The 20,716-nt window shown below is 49.6% G+C and carries 16 protein-coding genes; 7 read left to right on the forward strand and 9 right to left on the reverse strand.

The features are described from left to right. The first annotated feature begins 64 nt into the window (after positions 1-64). The 5 genes from ACXAGX_RS02925 to ACXAGX_RS02945 all read left to right on the forward strand — a co-directional run bounded on the left by ACXAGX_RS02925 (position 65) and on the right by ACXAGX_RS02945 (position 6,861). A complete protein-coding gene (locus tag ACXAGX_RS02925; RefSeq protein WP_474836479.1) occupies positions 65-784 on the forward strand; it encodes a SapC family protein in 720 nt (239 codons plus the stop codon). Further along, a complete protein-coding gene (locus ACXAGX_RS02930; protein WP_474836481.1) occupies positions 777-1,799 on the forward strand; it encodes a cupin-like domain-containing protein in 1,023 nt (340 codons plus the stop codon). The genes ACXAGX_RS02925 and ACXAGX_RS02930 overlap by 8 nt, the downstream gene beginning before the upstream one ends. A 197-nt stretch (positions 1,800-1,996) precedes the next feature. Then, positions 1,997-4,552: a carbohydrate-binding protein gene (locus ACXAGX_RS02935; RefSeq protein ID WP_474836482.1), complete on the forward strand. Its 2,556-nt coding sequence runs from the start codon at positions 1,997-1,999 to the stop codon at positions 4,550-4,552. Between the two features lie 77 nt (positions 4,553-4,629). Further along, on the forward strand, positions 4,630-6,144 hold the full coding sequence (locus ACXAGX_RS02940; protein WP_474836484.1) for a glycoside hydrolase family 30 protein: 1,515 nt from the start codon (positions 4,630-4,632) through the stop codon (positions 6,142-6,144). 6 nt (positions 6,145-6,150) lie between these two features. Next, entirely contained in the window at positions 6,151-6,861 is a 711-nt protein-coding gene (locus ACXAGX_RS02945; protein WP_474836486.1) for a DUF6445 family protein, read from the forward strand. Between the two features lie 57 nt (positions 6,862-6,918). Here the strand turns inward: ACXAGX_RS02945 and ACXAGX_RS02950 are convergent, their stop codons facing one another. The 8 genes from ACXAGX_RS02950 to ACXAGX_RS02985 form a co-directional block, all read right to left on the reverse strand. Next, the gene (locus ACXAGX_RS02950) at positions 6,919-8,355 is read right to left on the reverse strand and encodes a PepSY-associated TM helix domain-containing protein (RefSeq protein ID WP_474836488.1); all 1,437 of its coding nucleotides are present in this window, start codon (positions 8,353-8,355) and stop codon (positions 6,919-6,921) included. Position 8,356: 1 nt separating this feature from the next. Beyond that, on the reverse strand, positions 8,357-8,914 hold the full coding sequence (locus ACXAGX_RS02955) for a hypothetical protein (protein ID WP_474836490.1): 558 nt from the start codon (positions 8,912-8,914) through the stop codon (positions 8,357-8,359). 10 nt (positions 8,915-8,924) lie between these two features. After that, positions 8,925-11,099: a TonB-dependent receptor gene (locus ACXAGX_RS02960; protein ID WP_474818791.1), complete on the reverse strand. Its 2,175-nt coding sequence runs from the start codon at positions 11,097-11,099 to the stop codon at positions 8,925-8,927. A 151-nt stretch (positions 11,100-11,250) separates the two neighbouring features. After that, positions 11,251-12,537, reverse strand: coding sequence for a type II toxin-antitoxin system HipA family toxin (locus ACXAGX_RS02965; RefSeq protein ID WP_474836492.1), 1,287 nt, complete (start codon positions 12,535-12,537; stop codon positions 11,251-11,253). After that, a complete protein-coding gene (locus tag ACXAGX_RS02970) occupies positions 12,537-12,866 on the reverse strand; it encodes a helix-turn-helix domain-containing protein (protein WP_474836494.1) in 330 nt (109 codons plus the stop codon). The genes ACXAGX_RS02965 and ACXAGX_RS02970 overlap by 1 nt, the downstream gene beginning before the upstream one ends. Before the next feature lie 365 nt (positions 12,867-13,231). Then, positions 13,232-15,064 (reverse strand): glutamine--fructose-6-phosphate transaminase (isomerizing), encoded by a 1,833-nt coding sequence (gene glmS / locus ACXAGX_RS02975; protein WP_474836496.1) that lies wholly within the window; start codon positions 15,062-15,064, stop codon positions 13,232-13,234. Between the two features lie 3 nt (positions 15,065-15,067). Beyond that, positions 15,068-15,895 (reverse strand): DeoR/GlpR family DNA-binding transcription regulator, encoded by an 828-nt coding sequence (locus ACXAGX_RS02980; protein ID WP_474836498.1) that lies wholly within the window; start codon positions 15,893-15,895, stop codon positions 15,068-15,070. A 65-nt stretch (positions 15,896-15,960) separates the two neighbouring features. Continuing rightward, a complete protein-coding gene (locus ACXAGX_RS02985) occupies positions 15,961-17,007 on the reverse strand; it encodes a Gfo/Idh/MocA family oxidoreductase (RefSeq protein WP_474836500.1) in 1,047 nt (348 codons plus the stop codon). A gap of 169 nt (positions 17,008-17,176) precedes the next feature. Between ACXAGX_RS02985 and ACXAGX_RS02990 the strand changes: the two genes are divergently transcribed. After that, positions 17,177-17,668, forward strand: coding sequence for an acyl-CoA thioesterase (locus ACXAGX_RS02990; protein ID WP_070123454.1), 492 nt, complete (start codon positions 17,177-17,179; stop codon positions 17,666-17,668). 48 nt (positions 17,669-17,716) lie between these two features. Here the strand turns inward: ACXAGX_RS02990 and glmU are convergent, their stop codons facing one another. Next, entirely contained in the window at positions 17,717-19,075 is a 1,359-nt protein-coding gene (gene glmU, locus ACXAGX_RS02995) for a bifunctional UDP-N-acetylglucosamine diphosphorylase/glucosamine-1-phosphate N-acetyltransferase GlmU (RefSeq protein ID WP_474836502.1), read from the reverse strand. Positions 19,076-19,289: 214 nt separating this feature from the next. Between glmU and ACXAGX_RS03000 the strand changes: the two genes are divergently transcribed. Then, positions 19,290-20,714 carry a sensor domain-containing diguanylate cyclase gene (locus ACXAGX_RS03000; protein ID WP_474836504.1) on the forward strand — a complete coding sequence of 475 codons (1,425 nt, stop codon included), beginning with the start codon at positions 19,290-19,292 and terminating at the stop codon, positions 20,712-20,714. The last annotated feature ends 2 nt before the right edge of the window (positions 20,715-20,716 follow it).

Here is a 20,716-nt window from a genome sequence, read left to right on the forward strand (position 1 = left end):
CCAACCATCCCGCTCTTCGTGCAGCTTTTTTGCGTTTTAACCTACTGTTTAACGAGGTAATACCATGCCTAACCCCGTAGTACTGAACAACGTTACGCACAAAGATCTAAAAATAAATCCGGTTCATAACAGCCAGAACACCGAGTCGCTGATGATTGCGTTAGCGCTGCCGTTTGAATTTAGAAGCTTGCAGCATGAATACCCGATTGTGTTTTATAAAGACGATAAGCAACAATTTCATGCTGTTGTTTTACTAGGATTAGAGCAAAACGAAAACTTGTATGTAAACCAGTTTGGTTGGGACGCCAGCTATATTCCGCTTATGGTACAGCGTCAGCCGTTTTTAATTGGTCAACACCCAGCCAACGACGATGGAGAGCGCCAAACGGTTTTATTGGTCGACACCGATAGTCCCAAACTTAGTCACACCGAAGGAGAACCGCTGTTCTTAGCCCACGGTGGACACAGTGCTCACTTACAAAAAGTGACAGATATTCTGTCGGCGATCCAAGAAAGAGAACAGGAAACCCGCGCTTTCATGAATACGCTCACCGAATACGAATTACTGGAAAGTTTCTATCTCGACGTGGACATGGGTAACGACAGTAAACACCGCCTCAATGGTTATTACACGATAAACGAAGATAAGTTACGCACGCTAACCGACGCACAAGTGCTGCATTTACACAAAACCGGCATGCTGGCGTTAATTCATTTCGTGTTAGCCAGTCAGGCTAATTTTGCCGAACTTATCGACAAAAAACGGGCCCGACAAAGTGAGTAATCGCCACAATTTACCGCACTGTCAGGAAGTGTCATTGGCCCCGGGCGCGCCACTTCCAGACTGGCTACTTGCCAGCCAGCAGCCGGTGAAACTGAGTAACTATGTCAGTCATTGGCCTGCAGTCACCCTCGCACAACAAAGTGCACAGGCACTCTGCGATCACTTGCTTGAATACTACACCGGCGAGCCATTGGGGTTCTTCTTTGCCGAACCCGAAGTGAAAGGTCGTTTCTTTTACAATCACGATATGAGCGGCTTTAATTTCGAAAAGGTGGCCGCCGGTCTTGATCTCATCCTCACAAAACTCATTGAATCCGCGGACCTCACATCGCCGCCCGCCATGTTCATCGGCGGCACCCATTTGCAACATTATTTGCCGAATTTCAGTACGCTAAATCTACCTGTTCCCATCCCGGCTTCTCAAGTACGCAATGGTTTGTGGGTAGGCAATCAGTCTCGGGTAGCGATTCATCAGGATTTGCCCCTCAACATTGCTTGCTGTGTGGCAGGAGCACGACAGTTTACCCTTTTTCCCCCCTCACAAACTAACAACCTTTATGTCGGTCCGCTGGAGTTTACTCCCTCAGGCCAGCCAGTGAGCCTGGTTGACTTGCACCACATCGACCACCAGCGCTTCCCTGCTTTCAGTGAAGCACTCGCACAAGCACAAATTGCCACGCTGACACCGGGTGACGCGTTATTTATTCCCAGTATGTGGTGGCATGAGGTAGAAGCCACGGCACCGTTCAATATGTTAGTAAATTATTGGTGGCGCACCACACCGGCTTTTGCAGATGCGCCCATTCATGCACTGCAACATGCGTTGCTAAGCATCGCCAGCCTACCAGAACACGAAAAGCGGATTTGGCAGAACATGTTCGCTCACTACATATTCAGCAACGACAGCGAGCGTTTTTCACATATTCCTACCGCAGCCAAAGGCATGCTGGGAGAACTCGATGACAACCAGGCACGGCAACTTCGCAGCCTGCTCATGCAATCCCTTAACCGCTAACCTTTTTCGCCCAAACCACAAAAGGTTCTGCCTATTTTTCATTCGAAAATCGCGTTCTGACCTTAATCAGAACGTTCTGATTGGCCTTTTCGCGCCGATGCGGAATCTTCCTGCGACAGATTTTGGTTAACTGATTGTTGCAAACTTGTTGAATCAAGCGCATCGACAAACCCAATGGAGCTATTCGGAGAGAACCGGTGAAAACAACCCATAAACAGAATAAGTTTACGCTTACCAAACTCGCACAATTGATTGCTATGAGTGGCCTGGCACTCAATTTAGTTGGCTGTGGCGGCCTGGACGAAGCCAGTGATGCTGACAGCAATAATGGTGTAACGGTATACGACTTTGCCCCACCTAAACCCACAACCGGCGCTGAGCAATACAGCCTGTTAAAGCAAGATCGCGAACGCTGGATGAATGCCCAGGGCGAAATCGTTTCTCTTCGTGGGGTGAATCTCGGCAACTGGCTGATGCTGGAAATGTGGATGCTCGACAGTGGCGATAACCCTGTGGGTGAAGGCATTGAAGACCAATGTACCTTTGAGGCAAAACTGGAAGAACGCTTCGGTACCGATGAAAAAGCCCGATTGATGGACGTGTACCGCGACAATTTCATTACTACGCGAGACTGGGACATCATGCAGGAAGCTGGATTCAATCTCATCCGATTGCCTTTCCCTTACCAGCTTATTGAAGACGCCAACAACCCAATGACGCTTCGCGATGACGCATGGCAATACCTGGATTACGCCATCGAAGAAGCGAAATCCCGCAATATGTGGGTAGTACTGGATTTACACGGTGCGGCGGGCGCCCAGGGCTGGGAACATCACAGCGGTTGCGCAGGTAAAAATGAATATTGGGATGGCCCCAATGCAGCAGACAATCAGGCCCGCACCCGCTGGCTATGGCAGCAGATTGCTGAGCGCTACAAAGATGAGCCCGCCATTGCCGGTTACGGCGTACTGAACGAACCCTGGGGCACGGATGCCGAAACGCTGGCGGCAAACGTAACCGAGCTCTATACCGCCATTCGCGAAGTCGATACCAGTCACGTGGTTATTTTACCTGGGCACAACAGCGGCATTGATGCTTACGGCGATCCTGAAGACGCCGGCATGAACAATGTTGCGTTTGAAATGCACTTTTATCCGGGCATTTTCGGCTGGGGTGAAATTGGCTACGACGTGCATCGCGACTGGCTGACTTGCGGACAAAATGGCACTACGGGTGTGTGCGAATGGGACGCCCGCATTCGCGAATTGGATACCCCGTTCCTGATAGGTGAAATGCAACCTTGGGCGGGTTTAGGCGAGCTTGGCGGTCCCATCACCCGTGCCACCTTCGACCGATACAACGAGCTGAGTTGGGCTGGAACCGCTTGGTCTTACAAGGTACTAAGCACTAACGGCGGTCAGGGGAATGGCACCTGGGGCTATGTCACCAACAAAGGAGAGCGTCTGCTGGCAAAAGCCACCACGTGGAGTTGTGATGGTTGGGATTCAACCCTCGCCGAAGCCTGTGAAACCCCAGCGAAAATAGTGAACCCAACAGACACCGATCAAACGTTTTATCTTATTGTGAAATCGGGTGCTTTGGGTGGACAGCATGATGTGCAGTTCGACAACCTGCAACTCACCGCACAATCAAGCGGTGAAAACATCCTCACAAACAGCGCATTCGATACCGATGCAGGCTGGACCGAATGGAGTGGTACGAATACCAGTCCTCAGGATGATAACTTGTCGGTAGAGCTCGGTTTCGCCAATGGTGATGAAAACGTACTGCGCCTTTCTGCAACAGATGGCTTTTCAAACGGCGGTGTTTATCAAGCCGTTGAACTCAAAGGTGGCGAGTCGTATTTACTCAGCGGCACCTTTGCCGATGTGAATTCCTCTGATATGTGGGCAGAAATCTATCTACTTCCTGAACCACCAATAAATGGCGAGGACATCAGCGCCGCAGCGATGGCAAAAATCGATTTAAATAACGATTCCAAAGAAACCATCGAGGCCTATTTTGCAGGCATGTCGACGGTGGAATATGAAATTAATCAAGGCGTGTATGAGGCATTGGTGTCTGATGAGCCGGCTGATATTTTTAACTTTCCCGATGCCCCCGAGGCCCTCACGTTGGAAAAAACTGACGCTGGAATGAGTCTGGTTTGGATGGGGGTGAGCGATGCAACCTACAACGTGTACCGCACTACCTCGTCAGGCAGCAACTATCAATTGCTTGCAGAAGGCCTGGAATCGGAAATGTACCTCGACGATACCACCACGGAAGGCGTGACTTACTACTACATGGTAACCGCCGACAATGGTGAAGAAAGTTACGCCTCCAACGAAGTTGCCACTGAAATCTTTTATGCCGCCATTCCAGGACGCATTGAAGCTGAGCACTTCAGCGGTCAGTCGGGCTTCGAGGTAGAAGATACGCAGGATGAAGGTGGTGGCCAGAACCTGGGCTATACCGATGCGGGCGACACCTTAACCTACAACGTGTCGGTTGCTGAAGCTGGCGAGTACACACTATCGCTGAGAGTAGCCAGTTCAGGCGGCTCTGAAGGCATTGCATTCACAATGAATGGAAACAGCATTGGCAGCATTGCGGTGGCCGATACCGGCGATTGGCAGAACTGGTCCACCATTTCACTCACCGTTACGCTGGAAGCCGGCGATCAGGAACTACAACTTACCGCTCTAGGCGGCGCGTGGAACCTGAACTGGATGGAGTTTACGACAAACTAGCCCTTTAGTTTGGCCCTGTTGCCGGTAAGTCACGCGCGCTTACCGGCTTTTTTTATTTAACCGAGACTTTTTTCACTATGTATCGATTGCTTCTATTCATTGCCGTGGCCGGTTTGTCTGTCAGCTGCGGAAATACATCAACCCACTCAGCGCCTCAAGCCGTGGTTTCCACCGAGTGGCATCCCAATGACAAGCAGTGGTATAGCGAGCCTTGGCCGGAAGAAGCGGTGCCGCACCGACTCGATGATTTGCCTGTTCAGGCAGTCAGTAATGCCGATGCGAAGAGCTTGATAGTGCTTGACCCAGACCAGCAATATCAACGCATTTTGGGCATAGGCGCCTCATTGGAGCACTCCACGGTTTATGCCATCCGCAAAAATAAAAGCCCAGCACAGCAAAAGGCCCTGCTTTCTGCACTTATCGACCCGGTGAATGGCATTGGCCTGAATCTTTTCAGAATAAGCATTGGTACCTCAGATTTCTCCGACGGCACCCATGCACAAACGCCGCCTGACAACCAAAAAGGCTGGTACAGTTTTCAAGATACCGCTGACAGTGCGTTTTCTATTCAGCGCAATATTGAGCTGGGAATTGTAAACACGCTTCAAATGGCTTTGGAAGTTGGTAAGGAAACCCATAATCCGGTGAAACTGGTAGCAAGCCCATGGAGCCCACCGCGTTGGATGCGAGAGCACAATAACATGGTTCAAGGTGGCACATTAAAGCCCGAGTATTACGAAGCTTACGCCCAATATCTGCGTGAGTTTGTTGAAGCTTATGCGGCAGAGGGTATTCCCATTTACGCACTCACGCTACAGAACGAGCGCCAGTTTCAACCACCCGCTTATCCGGGGATGGTGTTGTCATGGCAACAAGAACGGGATTTACTGATTGCGGTGTATCACAATTTCCATAACGTTAATCAGCATCATGGCAGAGAGCTGAATGTGAAATTGTGGACTCTCGACCATAACTTTGACTATTGGCAGCAAGCCGTTGCACAGCTAGACGACTTTCTTGAAAAGGGGCTGTATCACTATATCGACGGCACTGCATTTCATCACTACGCCGGTGACTCTTCGGCCATGGCCAGTGTGCATCAGGCCCATCCGCAAAAAGACGTGATATTCACCGAAGGCAGCGTGTGGGGCGTGGGCAATGCGAACCTGAACAGAGGTTTCCAATCAGTTATTCGTCATTTTCGTCACTGGTCTACTGCCTATATTTCTTGGGTTACCATGCTGCCGCAACAGGTGGATGAAGCCAATCAGGGGCCGTATAACAAATTGGGTGTTGTGGGCCCTACCATGCTCATCCAGGAGAAAGGCAACAGCGCAGGTTGGTACAAAACCCCGGAATACTGGCTTACCGGACAATTTTCAAAATTCATTCGGCGGGGTGCTGTTCGTATCGCCTCCTCACCAGAAACCATTAATCATATGGAAAATGTCGCCTTTCAGAATCCTGACGGCTCAGTGGTGAGTGTGATCACAAATCCCAATGACAGCACGCAAACCGTCTCTTTCTCTCTGCATGACAAACTGTGGCAGATTGACGTTCCGGGCAACAGTATCGCGACGGTTATCTGGTGATTAACCATGACTGAATCCGCACTCGCATTAAATTCCCGGGCACGCTGGCATGTGTTGAAAATAGGCCATGAGAAAACCCGTGTTTTGCTGGTCGATGATGTGTTTGTCGATATCTCTGCTGTTCAGAGCATGGCTTATGAGCTCGCATTCGACAAAGAAGCCAGCACCTATTATCCGGGCGTTCGCGCCCGTTGCCCAGATGCTTTACGAGAAGCCTTAACGACCATGAGCAGTGGTATTATCCGCCAGGCTTACGGACTATCTGGCTATGATGGTTTAGCCGATCAGGGTTCCTGGGTAAGCATCGCCAGCACCCCACCCGACAAGCTGCATCCTCTGCAATGTGTCCCACACTTCGATTCTCAGCGACACACCGACTTCGCCATCATGCTATATGCCAGCGCACAGAGCTTTCAAGGCACCGGGTTTTATCGCCACAATCCAACCGGTTTCGAAAACATTACGCCAGAACGCTGGCCTGCTTTTGAACAATCCCGGCAGGAATACTCTTCCAATGGAAACCCACGCGCACAAGCCTATTTTTATGGAAGTAACGAAGAATATACCCTGATGGGCAAGATAGACTACAAGCCAAACCGACTGGTGATTTATCCGGGCACACTTCTGCATTCTGGATTAATCGACAGTTCACAAACGCTGTCTGACTCTCCTTTTGATGGCAGGCTAACGGTGAATGTATTTGCCGGGGTTTCTTGAGGAGTTGGCTTCATGAAAGATAGCTAGCCGGTGGACGAGCAAGGCGAAATGACCGGCCTAGCTCATCCAGCCTTTGCGAATTCGAGACATCCGATAGCGCCACACACAACCAGCAAACACCACAAATGCGGCATCGATGACCAGTGAGTTTAATACCAGTACATCTGGGTAGTGCACTGCGAAGTGAGTGACCGGCAGTAAGACCAGCAGTGCTGTCAGTATTTGCAGCAAATTCAAATGCGTTTTAACCAGCGCTTTTTGCAGCAGCGAACCCGCCAGTACGGCGGTTAATACAACCCAGAATACGGGCTTTGTGGGCAAGCCAACACCCAGCGAAGCGATACCGGCTACGGCCATCGCAATGGGCGTTCCCCACACAATGCCCATCCACAGCTGATTTAACATGTCTTGTTTTTGTCGTTTCGCCAGCCACAGATTTATGCCCGTTACAGAAATAATCGTGAGTGCAAAGCCCATGAGGCCGAAGAAAATTTTCATTGCCCCGGGGCCAAAGTGACCAAAGTGGATGCGGTAAACAGAGAAAATGGCCTGCTGACCGGCTTTGCCATCAGAATAGCCAACTTTGTTGATGTAATTCCCTTGCGCATCGAAACGATATTGCTCGGCGTAAATCAACTTATCCATATGCTGAGAACTAAGCAGAATGTATTGGTTGTCGCGGGTCGCATTTTCCAGGGTAACAAAAATCGGTTGGGTGTTCGGCGCAATGCGTTCTAGCTCCGATAGCGCCCGGGTGATATTAGCTACTCCCGCCTGCGGTTCTACCTCAATGGGCGAGCCGTAAATATCGGCAAACAAGGCCATCTTGTTGCCATCGTATAAAGTGTCGGCATATAACGACGTCATAAACGACGCTAGCCCGAAGTACACACCCGTTAGTGCAATCATCAAATGAAAAGGCAAACCCCAAACACTCATTCGGTTATGCAAATCCCCTTGAGTTAACTGCTCGTTGTTCCCGGTTCGCAAACGGAAGGCATCTTTAAAGATGCGCCGGTGCGCGACGATGCCGGACAGTATCAACGCGCTTAACATGGCACCCAGCATACTCACAATTATCATGCCCGTATCTTCGGGCAGGTGCAGCGCCACATGTAAATCAACAATGAGATCGGTAATCGGGGTACTGGACGGCTCACTGAGCGTGCCATCTGGGGCTATGTTCCACACTTCATCGTCGGCACTGATACGCGCGCGAGGGAGATCTTGGGTGGGTAGACGCACAACGATATTGCCTTGTGTTGTGCCACCTTGTATAGACAAGAACTGCTCATAGACTTTCTGGATAGTCTCAGGTGAGTAATCCAGGTTGTCGGCTATATGGGGCTGTTCCCAGCGCAACAGCTCCTGGGAAAACACAGAGAGCGCGCCAGACAAGCAAACCCAGTACATAAGCACACTCACCGCCAAGCCAATCCAGGCATGGCTCTTCAGTGCATTTTTATTGGCGTTGGGAGAAATTGAAATTTTCATACTACACATAATAAATCAGCAAATAATTCAACACGCCAATCACACTCAGTGATACAGCCGGTCGCCACCATGCATCGTCGGCGCACAGCCAGTAAACAAACGCCCCCCACAGCAATGGCATGGTGTAAATGCCAAGGGCAATTTGGTCTACCTTATCCATGGGCAAAGCTGTAGTCCACACCACGGTAAGCAGCATGGCACTGATTGCACACAAGAAGATACACGCAGCCGCTTTTGCTAGCCGCAAGGTCATATCACTGTATTTGGGCAACTGCAGACCAGATTCAAAGGGTAAGATTACGCGTTTGATGTCTTTGTCGATACGTTGTCTGGCGAGGAAAATCCAGGTCCAGGCTTGCAGGGAAAGCGCCACTACGGCGTAGCAAGTACCCAGCTCTGGGCCATGTTGGTTGCACCATAGCCATAGGCTCGCGACCATCAATGCTACGGCAAAGAGCTTCATGAATCGCCCAGTTGCGGGCTGATGAGAGCGCCAGGCTGAATAAAACAGTCCGACAGCAAAAGCGCTGCCTGAAAAGGCAGCGAGAGATAACATCATGGAGAGCCTGTTAGAAGCTTACTGAAGCAGATAACTTAACTGTACGCGGCTCACTGAGTACCAGATAATTGGAGCCTGGGTAGCCACCAACCGATGCCCAGTAGTTATTATCAAAAACGTTATCGATGCGTGCACGCAGGGTAATATCGGTTAAGCCAACCAGAAAGCTGTATCGGGCGCCGATGTCGAAGCGGTTTGAAGCATCCACTTCCAGGCTGTTGTCTGCACTGGCGTACTGCTCAGACGTATACGCAGCGCGGGCATCCAGTGTTAAGCCTGGTAATGCCACCACATCCCACTCAACATTCACGTTTACTTGCAAGTCAGGCACACCAATAGCGGTTTTTCCGTCCAGCAGGCCGTCCTGGGTTTTGGTCATTTCAGCATCTAACCAGGTAAATCCGCCAACCACTCGCAGGTTGTCTGACGGCATACCAAAGACACTTAATTCAACACCCTGGTTTTCCTGCTCACCATCGGTAGAAAACACGTTATTTCTTACCACGGATGTTTGCTTCGAGGTACTGAACACGCTGAATGCACCACCAAAGTCAGTGGCATCGTACTTCACACCCACTTCGATTTGTTCTGCACGATACGGGTCGAATACCTCACCGGCGTTATCGATAGGCTCACCACCGCTACTGGCAGGTGCTACTTCGCCTGGTAATAAACCTTCGATGTAGTTGGCATAGTAAGACAATTGCTCAGAAGGCTTGTACACCACGCCAGCCACTGGCGTGAATTGAGATTCGTCATAAGCAGACAGCGATGAACCATCGTTATAGTTGAACGTTTGAGTTTCAATATTCTGGAAACGGCCACCCAGGGTAACCAGTAATTTACCGTCCATCAGTGACAGCATATCGGCAATAGCCACGCTCGACAAATCGGTTTCTTCGGTAACCAGTGGATTATCCAGCTCCCCGCCTATGAAAAAGTCAGCAGCCGGCATTTCTGCAGGTTGTGGATTATAAATATTGCCCGGGAACCCAGCGAAACTAGAGAACGCGTAGGCATTTTCAGATGACAATGAGAAAACAGAAGCCGATGTGATTAGTGTGTGTGCAACCTCACCGGTTTCAAACTCGATGTTCAGGCCCACTTCACCAGAACGAATGCTGTCATTGCGTACGTTATCGAAGCGATATGCACTGCTTTCGCCGCTCACCTGCGCCGTTGGATTAGCAAAAATGTTATCTTCTTCGCCTTCTCTGAAGCCGTAGGCAACCCAACCTGTCATGCTATTGGTAAAGTCGTATTCACCACGTACGGCACCAAACAACTGGCGTTCATTGGTGTAGGTCCATGGTTGTGCGAAATTGGTGTCGCTTTCTGGTGCTTCAGGAATACCGCCAGATGGCGTTACGGCCGGACGCGGCGCATCCACCTGATGATCCTGATAGCCTAAATCCAGCGATACCCGTGCCTTCTCACTTTCGTGGTCGATACCCACAGATGCCACGCTTAAATCGCGATCCTGATTATCTACGCTGGTTTCGCCACCGCGTTGAACCAGGTTTACTCGTACGCCAGTACTGTTATCTTCTTCACCGAAGCGACGGCTTACATCTACCGCACCAACAAAATGGTTTTGAGATTCATAGCCCAGAGTAAAGCGGTTCAGCGGTTCTTCACCGGCTCTTTTCGGCACGATGTTCACCGAGCCACCCAGGCCGCTACCACCCGGTGCTGCGCCGTTCAAAAAGGCACTGGCACCACGGAATACTTCAACCCGCTCTAGTAATTCAGCCGCCACGTACTGACGGGGCAAAATGCCGAATAGTCCGTTGTACGTCATATCGTCGGAATACACCGGCAGGCCGCGCATGACATACAATTCCTGGAAGTTCCCGAAGCCCTTTGCTACCCGCACAACCGGATCGTTCTGCAGTACATCAGCCACACTGCGCGACTGCTGCTCACGAATAATATCGGCGGTAAAGTTAATGCTGTTAAAAGGCGAGTCCATCATATCCAGGTTACCCAGGATACCGGCGCGGCCCCCGCGAGAAACCTGACCACCAGCAAAACTGTCGTTAAGTTTTACCTGTGAACTGCTTACTGTGATGTGTTCGACTTCGTCGTCCTTTTCAACGTCTTCTTGTGTTATCTGCGCCTGAGCAACGTGGCTTGCCATGGCTAAACTCATCATTAGCGCGAGCGTACTTTTACGAGACTTCATTGATACTCCGAGTCGAACCTTTAAAAAAGAATGCAAATGATAGTTATTTTCAGAAATATAAACAATGAATCATTCAAAAGTGAAAGATGAATGGCGGTTATTGCGGGTTTAGTGAAGGGAATAGCCAAACCTTGCGAAAAGTGCAGGCGTACTATGGTTTTGTCTTTGCCAGAAGCATTCCTTCGGCAATCTTCTCGCCGGTCGACTGGTCAAATTGCTCATCCGCATCAGCAAAAGCTAGACTAATTGCATCATCGAGAGTCGCATCAATTTCTTGCATATACGCCATTGCCGTGACAGGGTCCAGGACTGTTTTCTTAGCATGTGACACCCAGTGACGCTTTTGAATATCCGACCAAATATAGTGACTATTTTTAGATAGCACGCGCATTGCCATCCTAAGCTGTCGGCGTCGAAATTGATCTTTCATTGGATGCACCGACATAATGTCGTACAACGGTGTCATCCAGTATCCCGAGTGATCAATGTACACACTAAAGTTCTTGGCATGACCATCAATAGCCATCATCAGCCAATACACATACTGCGCCAGGAAGAAATCATAGGGATCTACATCGCTGTTATTACTAAAACGAAGTAGATTCGATATTTCTTTTGCACCAGGGCCACCTTGGCTTTCGTATTTGGCTTGCCCTCCCTTTCCGATCGCCTGACACATGTCTTCCTGGGAAAGACGATACAATCTGCCATCTTCTCCAAAAGCCCTGTCAAAGCGCTCAACGACGAGTACTTTTTGATCATCAAAGGTTTGGATGTCAGCTTGCGCAACATGAAAGCCCAGATGATGAAGAACCCGTAAACAGAACCATTCATTATCCACACTGTGATTGAAGTTAAGTCCGCTACCGAGATCCGATAAAGGTAATTTGAATATATGTGTAGTCGGTGTTGTACCTATTGGCTTATGCCACTTCCCATCGATATACGTCAGAGCCGTTTTTTCTTGGGCCCCAGCTAGCGATATCCTGAACACATCATCGTTATCCATACCCAGCGTTTTACGCCGCGCCGTTTTTCTCAGGTGTTCGGCGACCTCCTGTTCCGACATCGGTTGCATTTCCATGCGCGTCATACCGTCAACGGGCTCCGCGGTCAGCGACAAGGATCCTATACAGTCCCGCCCAATCTCATTGAGCAAATCCATGGCATCAACAGAATACGCTCCTACTCTATCGACAATCAGCTTTCGTATGTCGGTGTGATCTGGCAGTAGATTTTCAAAATAAAAGCGCACCGCCTCACCGGTATGCCGCTGCATAGTCAGTGGCATCGATAGACTAATAGGATGACTGTCTTTACTATTTAACCACTCAAGATCATAGTTAAACGCATGAGTACCACCTTTGCGCTCAAAGGTACCCACGTGGCGTCCGTTAATGCCGACATGCAAAAGGTTAGTCTTGCGTTTCTTGCTCACTAGCTTTTGTCGCCCGGCTCGGAGCTAACAATTGCAGGTTTCTTGAAGTTTTTTCTGCCAGCTAAAGCTGTACCCTTTCTATCATTAGCCTGTCTTTTGCCTAATGGCCCTGCTGTATTTGCGTCGTTATTTAGTTCCATTTTAATACCCAGTGTAGTCAGCGTTGACATAACCGTACCGAACGCCACGCTCGAAGGATCTTTCTCCAGTTTTGACACAAAGCGCTGGTCTTTACCTATCCTTTGGGCTAACTGGACCTGCGACCACTGCTTTGCCTTGCGTGTTGACGCAATGAAATGTCCAAAATCCATTGGTGTAATCACTTTCATGGCTAGACCTCAGTATTCGCTATAGTGAATAATACAAAATATACTCTATAAGGAATATTTCGCAATATTCTTTTTTTGGAATAATTAGAGATATTCCATATATCACATAGTTTGATTTTAATTAGACGATATTTGCTAGAAACGTGCTGTTGGCAAAATGTGAATTATTGCTCAAGTGAGGAAGACCACTTGTTATCCTCTGTGCAGCTATGCTCTCAAATCAGAGGTCTATTCGAATTTCACAAAGCTGATTTACACTTTCGATAGTGGGAAGTTAGTCGTATTTGAGTTTAAAAAGAGATGTGCATATTAAACAATGTTTCGGACATCGTTTAATATGCACTCATTCAGAGTACTCCGTATCCCTACTCCACCGTCACCGACTTGGCCAGGTTACGAGGTTGATCCACATCGGTACCTTTAATCAGCGCTACGTAATAAGACAGCAACTGCAGTGGCAAGGTGTAAACGATGGGCGCAATAGGCGCTTCGCAGTGCGGCACGTTGATTACCCGCATGGTTTCGTCGCTGGCAAAGTGTGCATCCTTATCAGCGAACACATACATGATACCGCCACGGGCGCGCACTTCTTCCACGTTAGACTTCAGCTTTTCCAGCAGTTCGTTGTTCGGAGCTACTACGATGACTGGCATTTCCTCGTCAATCAGGGCCAGTGGGCCGTGTTTGAGTTCACCCGAAGCGTAGGCTTCAGCGTGAATGTAGGAAATCTCTTTCAGCTTCAGCGCGCCTTCCATGGCAATGGGATACTGGTCGCCACGACCTAAGAACAGTGAGTGGTTCTTGTCGGCAAACTCCTCTGCGAGATCTTCAATGCCTTTGGTAATGGTCAGGGTTTCTTCCAGTTTTGCGGGCAAGCTGTGCAGCGCACTCACAATGCTTTGCTGATCCTGCTCGCTGATACCGCTGTGCTTACCTATCGCCAACGTCAGCATCAGGAAGGCAGTTAACTGGGTGGTGAATGCTTTGGTCGACGCCACACCGATTTCCGCACCGGCGCGGGTCATAAACGACAAATCAGACTCGCGCACCAGTGATGAGCCTGGCACGTTACAGATAGTCAGGCTAGACATATAACCCAGCTCTTTGGCCAAACGCAATGCTGCCAAGGTATCGGCAGTTTCACCAGACTGAGAAATAGTCACAAGCAAGCTGTTCTCGTGTACCACCGATTTACGGTAACGGAACTCCGAGGCAATTTCGATGCTACAAGACACATTGGCGTACTGTTCCAGCCAATAGCGCGCGGTCATACCTGCGTGATAACTGGTACCGCAGGCAATAATTTGCACGTGTTTTACTTTCGAGAATATTTCTTCTGCACCCGGGCCAAAGATATCAGGCAGCAAACCGCTTTCATCCAAACGATGCTGTAACGCGTTGCGAACTACCGTAGGTTGCTCGTGAATTTCTTTTAGCATGTAGTGGCGATAGCCGCCTTTGTCACCAGCGTCATGCTCGATGTTTGATTCGATAACTTCACGCTCAACAGGCTCGCCGTTTACGTCGTAAACACGCACTTCACGACGGGTAATCTCTGCCACATCACCTTCTTCCAGGAAGATGAAACGACGGGTAACCGGTAAAAGTGCCATCTGATCAGACGCAATAAAGTTCTCACCTAAACCTAAACCAATGACCAACGGGCTGCCTGAGCGAGCAACCACGACGCGACCTGGGTCTTCACTGTCCATGATCACCGTACCGTAAGCACCGTGGAACTGCTTCACGCTGTTCTGCACAGCTTGTAGCAGAGTGCCGCCTTTCTGCATTTCTGCATGCACGGTGTGGGCAATGGTTTCAGTGTCGGTGTCGCTGGTGAACGTATAACCTTGCGCGGTGAGCGCTTCACGCAAAGCCAAGTAATTTTCAATAATGCCGTTGTGAACCACCGAGATGCGGTCGCTTGAACAGTGCGGGTGGGCGTTCTTTTCAGTTACGCCACCGTGGGTTGCCCAGCGGGTATGCGCAATACCGGTAGAACCCAGCGCTTCGCCAGATGCTACAGCATCCGCCAGTTCCTGTACCTTGCCGGTACGACGAATACGGGTAAGTTCACCGCTTGGTTGTAACAGCGCGACACCGGCGGAATCGTAACCACGGTATTCAAGGCGCTTCAGACCTTCTAGCAAAATTTCAACTACATTACGCTCTGCAACAGCGCCTACAATTCCACACATCGGTTATTCTCCATTTGCCGGCGCGACCAATACGGTGACGCCCTGCTGTTCAATCTTTTGTTTAATCTGTTCGTCGATGCCGCTGTCGGTTACCAGCACATCAATGTCATCCCACGCCAGTTCAAGGTTTGGCATGCGATAAGTAAATTTTTCGGATTCCGCCAGAATCACCACTTTGCTGGCAACGCCAGCCATAGCTTTGGAAAGCCCAGTAAGTTCATTCAGCGTAGTCGTACCGCGAGCAACGTCCAGTCCAGACGCGCCAATAAAGGCGATATCGAAGCTATAAGCGGAAATCATGTTCTCTGCCATGCGGCCCTGAAAGGCTTGCGAGTGCGCGTCCCAGGTTCCGCCGGTCATGAGTACGGTAGGTTCGTTGTCGGCGATCGTTAATTCATTAGCATTTCTTAAAGAATTGGTCATTACCACCAATTTACTTTGGGTAAGAAACGGAATGAGGGCTGCGGTGGTATTACCGCTATCGAGGATAAGTTTTCTGCTGTCATCAACAAGCTGGGCGGCAAGTTGAGCAATGGCAGATTTCACAGACGGTGAAACCCTCTGCGCATATTGCGATGCTGGCCCGGAGCCAGATAGCTCAGCCGAACCGGACTGCTGAGCCGGACCGAACTGCTGAAGCATGGGCATAGGCGCAGCGCCTCCGTACTGGCGGAGCACTCTTTTTTCCTCGGCCAGCACCGTTAAGTCTTTACGAATAGTGACTTCAGAGGTGCCAAACCGGGCGGCCATTTCATCTACCTGAACCTGGCCAGCTTGATTCACCCATTCAACAATGTCTTCACGACGCTGCTGTGTATTTCTTTTTTGCATTTCGAAACTTTTATCTTACGAAGTGAAAGAACTTAATCAGATAAGGTTTCGAAATGCAAGATAAATTAGTTATTTGCTTTCATATCCAGGTATACAGGCATCACTTTGCCCGTTTCCGCACTTTCGAAAGCCAGCTCGATAAGGCGAATAACCGGTACCACCGATTCAGCATCGGCAGGTAATGCCTCGCCTTCGGTAATGGCGCCGGCGAGTTGCTGGTAAAAGCCGATATAGTCGCCGTTTTGCGTGGGGTGCTTTATCACCTGCTCGCCATCAGCAACTTCACCATAAGCTGATTCAGATTCAGTGGCGAAGGCCGGGTGGTCGAGAGTGAGCCCTTGCTTCAGTTGATCTTCCTGCGGATCTAAGCCGAATTTTCGATAGCTGCCTGCTGTACCCTGAAGGTCGAAGCGCAATGTCGTATTGGCTTGATGGGGCGAGCTTCCCAGCAACACGGTTTTGTCACCGTAGAACAGGGTAATATCGAAACTGTCGTCGCTTTCACCACCCTCACGGGTGATTTGAACATCAGCATGAATTTGTTTTGGTACACCGAACAGCTGCACGGCCTGATCCATCAAATGTGGACCTAAATCCCAAAAGATACCCGCGCCGGGCCCCGCATTTTCTCGCCAGCGGTTTCGCGGATGCGGCCGGAATCGGTCAAACCGGGATTGCAGCCGTTTCACATTACCAATCGTGCCTGTCTCAATTAACGACTTCACGGTTAGGAAGTCGCCATCGAAGCGACGGTTGTGGTAAACACAAAGCTTCTTGTTTTCTCGGGTAGCCAATGAAACCAGTTCGTCGGCTTCGTCACCAGAAAGCGTAAACGGCTTCTCTATCAGCACATTGACACCGTTCATCAATGCCTGTCTTGCCTGCAGGGCGTGCAGGGTATTCGGCGTGGTGATCACCACTAAATCGAAACTGTCTGCTGCCAGTGCTTTGGCCAGCGAGGCATAAACAGGTACATCGTCAACCACGGCTTTTACATCGTCGGGCCGGGACGACACTACGCCAGTAAGTGAAAACCCGGAAAGCTGCTGTAGAAAAGGAAGATGAAAGGTGGTGGCTGAAAAACCAAAGCCCACTAAAAGCGTGCGGATCATAACGGTCTCGTTTGAAAAACTATTTGCGCACATTATCGCATATTGCCCAAAGCCTCAAAGCCTGACGGACCAGTGGCCTCAAATAAGTAAAAAGGGTGACATTGCCATTCAGAATGGTAATAGTGTGAATATAAAGAGAACAAATGATTGATGACCCACGGAGAAGTAGATGTCAGATAACAGAGAAGTCACCTTACGCTTTCTCGCCGAGCCCGGCGATCAGAACTTTGGTGGTAAGGTTCACGGTGGGGCTGTAATGCGCTGGATTGACCTTGCGGCCTACGCGTGTTCAGCGGGCTGGAGCGGTAAGTACTGTATCACCGCTTATGTGGGCGGTATTCGTTTCATGAAACCTATTTTGGTGGGCAGCCTGGTTGAAGTAAAAGCATCGGTCATTTACACCGGCCGCACATCGATGCACTTGTCTATTGATGTGAACGCCCGCGATCCGAAACGGGAAGACGGCCATAAAACGACCCACTGTATTGTGATCATGGTGGCAGTAGATGAAGACGGGAAACCGGCAGAAGTACCGGAATGGAAACCCACCACCGAGCGGGACATTTACCTGCGCGACTATGCGCTGCGCTTAGCGAAGATGCGTACCGAAATTAACGACGAGATGTCGCAGACATTGGCGAAACTCGACGGCGAAGCATAAAAAAAGCGGTGATGCCTTTTCAGACATCACCGCTCAATAAGTAAACACTTACTTCTTAGTTGGGCGCGGCCAGTTGGCGATAACACGCTGTTTTGAGCGGGCAATGGCCAGTGCATTGTCTTCTACCTTAGCAGTGATAATCGACCCCGCTCCCACGGTTGCACCGTTCCCAATGGTAACCGGTGCCACCAACGCAGAGTTGGAACCGATAAAAGCGTTCTCGCCAATTACCGTTTTCGATTTGTTCACACCGTCGTAGTTACAGGTAATGGTGCCGGCACCGATGTTTGCGCCAGCGCCAATTTCGGCATCTCCCAGATACGTAAGATGGTTTGCTTTCGCGCCTTCACCCAGCACGGCTTTTTTCATTTCCACAAAGTTACCGACTTTGGCTTTCGCTTTCATCACCGCCCCCGGACGTAAACGACCAAACGGCCCCACGGTACATGCTTCGCCTACTTCGGCTTCTTCAATAATCGAATTTGCTTCAATAGCGGCGTTATCGGCAATGGTGCAGTTTTTAAGAATGCAGTTCGGACCAATTTTCACGTTGCTGCCTAACGTCACTTTACCTTCGAAGATCACGTTTACATCAACCACGATGTCATTGCCGGTAGTGACTTCACCGCGAATGTCTACGCGGGCAGGATCAGCCAGCGTCACACCATTCATCATGAGTTCGTGAGCCTGGCGAGCTTGGAGGGCACGTTCCAGCGCCGCAAGCTGCGCACGGTTGTTAACGCCTTCCACTTCTTCAACCGCATCGGGCTGCGCAGATTGAATTGATTTTCCTTCGGCAGCCGCCATAGCGATAACGTCGGTTAAATAAAACTCGCCCTGGGCGTTATCGTTGCTCAGGTTACCCAACCAGCGTTTCAGATCGGCACCGGCCATCATCATCATGCCCGTGTTAATTTCCTTGATTTCGCGTTGCAGGTCGGTGGCATCTTTATGCTCGACAATGGCGGTGATGTTGTTGTTCTCACGCACAATGCGGCCCATGCCGGTAGGATCATCCAGTTGCACGGTAAGTAACGCTAAATCACACTCTGCTTTTACTGCAGCCAGCCGCTCCAGTGTGGCCTTCTGAATTAATGGGGCATCGCCCACCAGCACCAGTACATCTTCGTCGTCTTTGATGTGTGGAACAGCTTGCTGCACAGCATGACCTGTACCCAGCTGCTCAGCCTGCAAACACCAGTTTAGGTTGTTACCACTTACCGCCGCCTGCAATTGGTCGCCACCATGACCATAAACAAGATGAACCGCGCTGGCGCTAAGTGCTTCCACTGTATTGATGATCCGCTGAACCATGGGAATACCGCCGATGGGGTGCAATACCTTGGGCAAAGAAGATTTCATTCGCGTGCCTTTACCAGCGGCGAGAACAACTACAGAAAAAGCCATTTATAATCCTTAATTGAAGTGCTGCATACCTACTTAATGGCGCTAGTGTAACCAAGGGATGAGAACAAGTCAGCGACATCGTTATGAAAAATTGAGAGAGAATATTAAATCTAATTGCGTTGGGTAGCAGTTTTGTTGGTGAAAAGGTATACTCTTTTGTCTATTAATTAGGTCAAAATCATTTACAGAAACAGGCAGGGAGAGCAGGTAATCTGTGAACACATTTAGGACACTTCACCGCAGTATTTTACTGTTGTTTGCAGTAGTGGTGATCGCTATCGTTACGCTGGTCCACTTCAGTGTAAATAAAATTGTTGCCGAGCAAAGCCGGGCGCAACAACAGTCACTTTCTCCAGCCATTTCCCTGATCGTCAATCAGTTATTAAAGCCATTGCATGTGTCTGAAGCTCTGGGTCGCTCAACAGAATTAGTGGCGCTAATGGACAGCGAAGAACTCGATGTGCCTGAAATTCAGTCGGCCCTGGCCCGCCTAGAAGATGAATTTGGCATGAAGTTCTTCATTGCCAGTGAAAAAGCCCGCATGCAGTACAATTCAGATGGTACCACCATTCCACTGATCAAAGGCAAAGTAAGCTGGTACTTCAAGTATAAAAAATTACCAGCCGACAGAGTCGCGGATATCGGTAAGTGGGAGGACACCCATTTCTATATCGATATTAAGATTTACAACAAAGACAATGAGTTCCTTGGCTTTTTTGGTATCGCCAAAAGCCTAAAGAGCTTTATCAGTATCTTCGATACCTACAAACAACAGTATGGTTATGATTTCCTTTTCGTCGATGAGCAAGGCGACATCATGCTGTCTTCAGAATCGTCGCTCATGGCCGAATACTCTGATTTTACCAATCTTTCAGAGTTGCCGTGGTTTGCCAGTTTACCGGTAGATGTAAAAGATCAGCGCGCGCTGAATAACCGCCTTGTCACCATTAATCAGCAGGAATACTTAATCGCCGAAGTTAAACTTAACCAGTTCAACTGGACGGTGTACCTGCTAAGCCCGCTGGATAAACGTCAGGCTGATATCTCACAGGCCTTTGTGGTTAGTGTAGTGACCTTACTGGTTGTGGTGTTCTCGCTGTTCCTCATGATTTACCACCTGCTTTACTATTTCCGCAAAGATATGCAGCCTGAAATGGTGGTACGCAAAAGCCAGCGTTTGCCAGATAGACCAGGCATTGAAATGCAGTACAAAGAATTGCTGGAAGCGTACTCCTCTATCAGCGTTGTGATCGCAGGCATCGATAATTTCGCGGTAATCAATGATACCTACGGCCGTAATACTGGCGACGAGGTGCTTGATAAAGTGGCGGGGAATCTCCTTGCCAGCATCCGCACCAAGGACATTATTGGTCGCTGGAGTAGCGAAGAATTCATTATTCTATTGCCAGAAAGCGGCCCCCACGAAGCAATGGATATCGCCGAGAGTTTGCGCGTAGGGTTGGCCACAATGGATACCAGTGATCTGCAATCACAAATTCAAATCACAGGCTCTTTCGGGGTATCGTTCTCTGCATCAAGTAAGTCGTTGAACGAGCTTACCGCGAATGCCGAAGATGCCCTGTATCAAGCAAGACGAGACGGCAGTAACCGGGTGTGTAAACAGCTTATTGGTGTTTGACG

The organism is Alteromonas sp. ABV4_515 (genome assembly GCF_056160345.1).

What these genes read in the sequence shown, in the direction of transcription:
- ACXAGX_RS02925 (WP_474836479.1), top strand. Translation starts at nt 65, where the DNA reads ATGCCTAACCCCGTAGTACTGAACAACGTTACGCACAAAGATCTAAAA.
- ACXAGX_RS02940 (WP_474836484.1), top strand. Translation starts at nt 4,630, where the DNA reads ATGTATCGATTGCTTCTATTCATTGCCGTGGCCGGTTTGTCTGTCAGC.
- ACXAGX_RS02945 (WP_474836486.1), top strand. Translation starts at nt 6,151, where the DNA reads ATGACTGAATCCGCACTCGCATTAAATTCCCGGGCACGCTGGCATGTG.
- ACXAGX_RS02950 (WP_474836488.1), bottom strand. Translation starts at nt 8,355, where the DNA reads ATGAAAATTTCAATTTCTCCCAACGCCAATAAAAATGCACTGAAGAGC.
- ACXAGX_RS02955 (WP_474836490.1), bottom strand. Translation starts at nt 8,914, where the DNA reads ATGATGTTATCTCTCGCTGCCTTTTCAGGCAGCGCTTTTGCTGTCGGA.
- ACXAGX_RS02960 (WP_474818791.1), bottom strand. Translation starts at nt 11,099, where the DNA reads ATGAAGTCTCGTAAAAGTACGCTCGCGCTAATGATGAGTTTAGCCATG.
- ACXAGX_RS02970 (WP_474836494.1), bottom strand. Translation starts at nt 12,866, where the DNA reads ATGAAAGTGATTACACCAATGGATTTTGGACATTTCATTGCGTCAACA.
- glmS (WP_474836496.1), bottom strand. Translation starts at nt 15,064, where the DNA reads ATGTGTGGAATTGTAGGCGCTGTTGCAGAGCGTAATGTAGTTGAAATT.
- ACXAGX_RS02980 (WP_474836498.1), bottom strand. Translation starts at nt 15,895, where the DNA reads ATGCAAAAAAGAAATACACAGCAGCGTCGTGAAGACATTGTTGAATGG.
- ACXAGX_RS02985 (WP_474836500.1), bottom strand. Translation starts at nt 17,007, where the DNA reads ATGATCCGCACGCTTTTAGTGGGCTTTGGTTTTTCAGCCACCACCTTT.
- ACXAGX_RS02990 (WP_070123454.1), top strand. Translation starts at nt 17,177, where the DNA reads ATGTCAGATAACAGAGAAGTCACCTTACGCTTTCTCGCCGAGCCCGGC.
- glmU (WP_474836502.1), bottom strand. Translation starts at nt 19,075, where the DNA reads ATGGCTTTTTCTGTAGTTGTTCTCGCCGCTGGTAAAGGCACGCGAATG.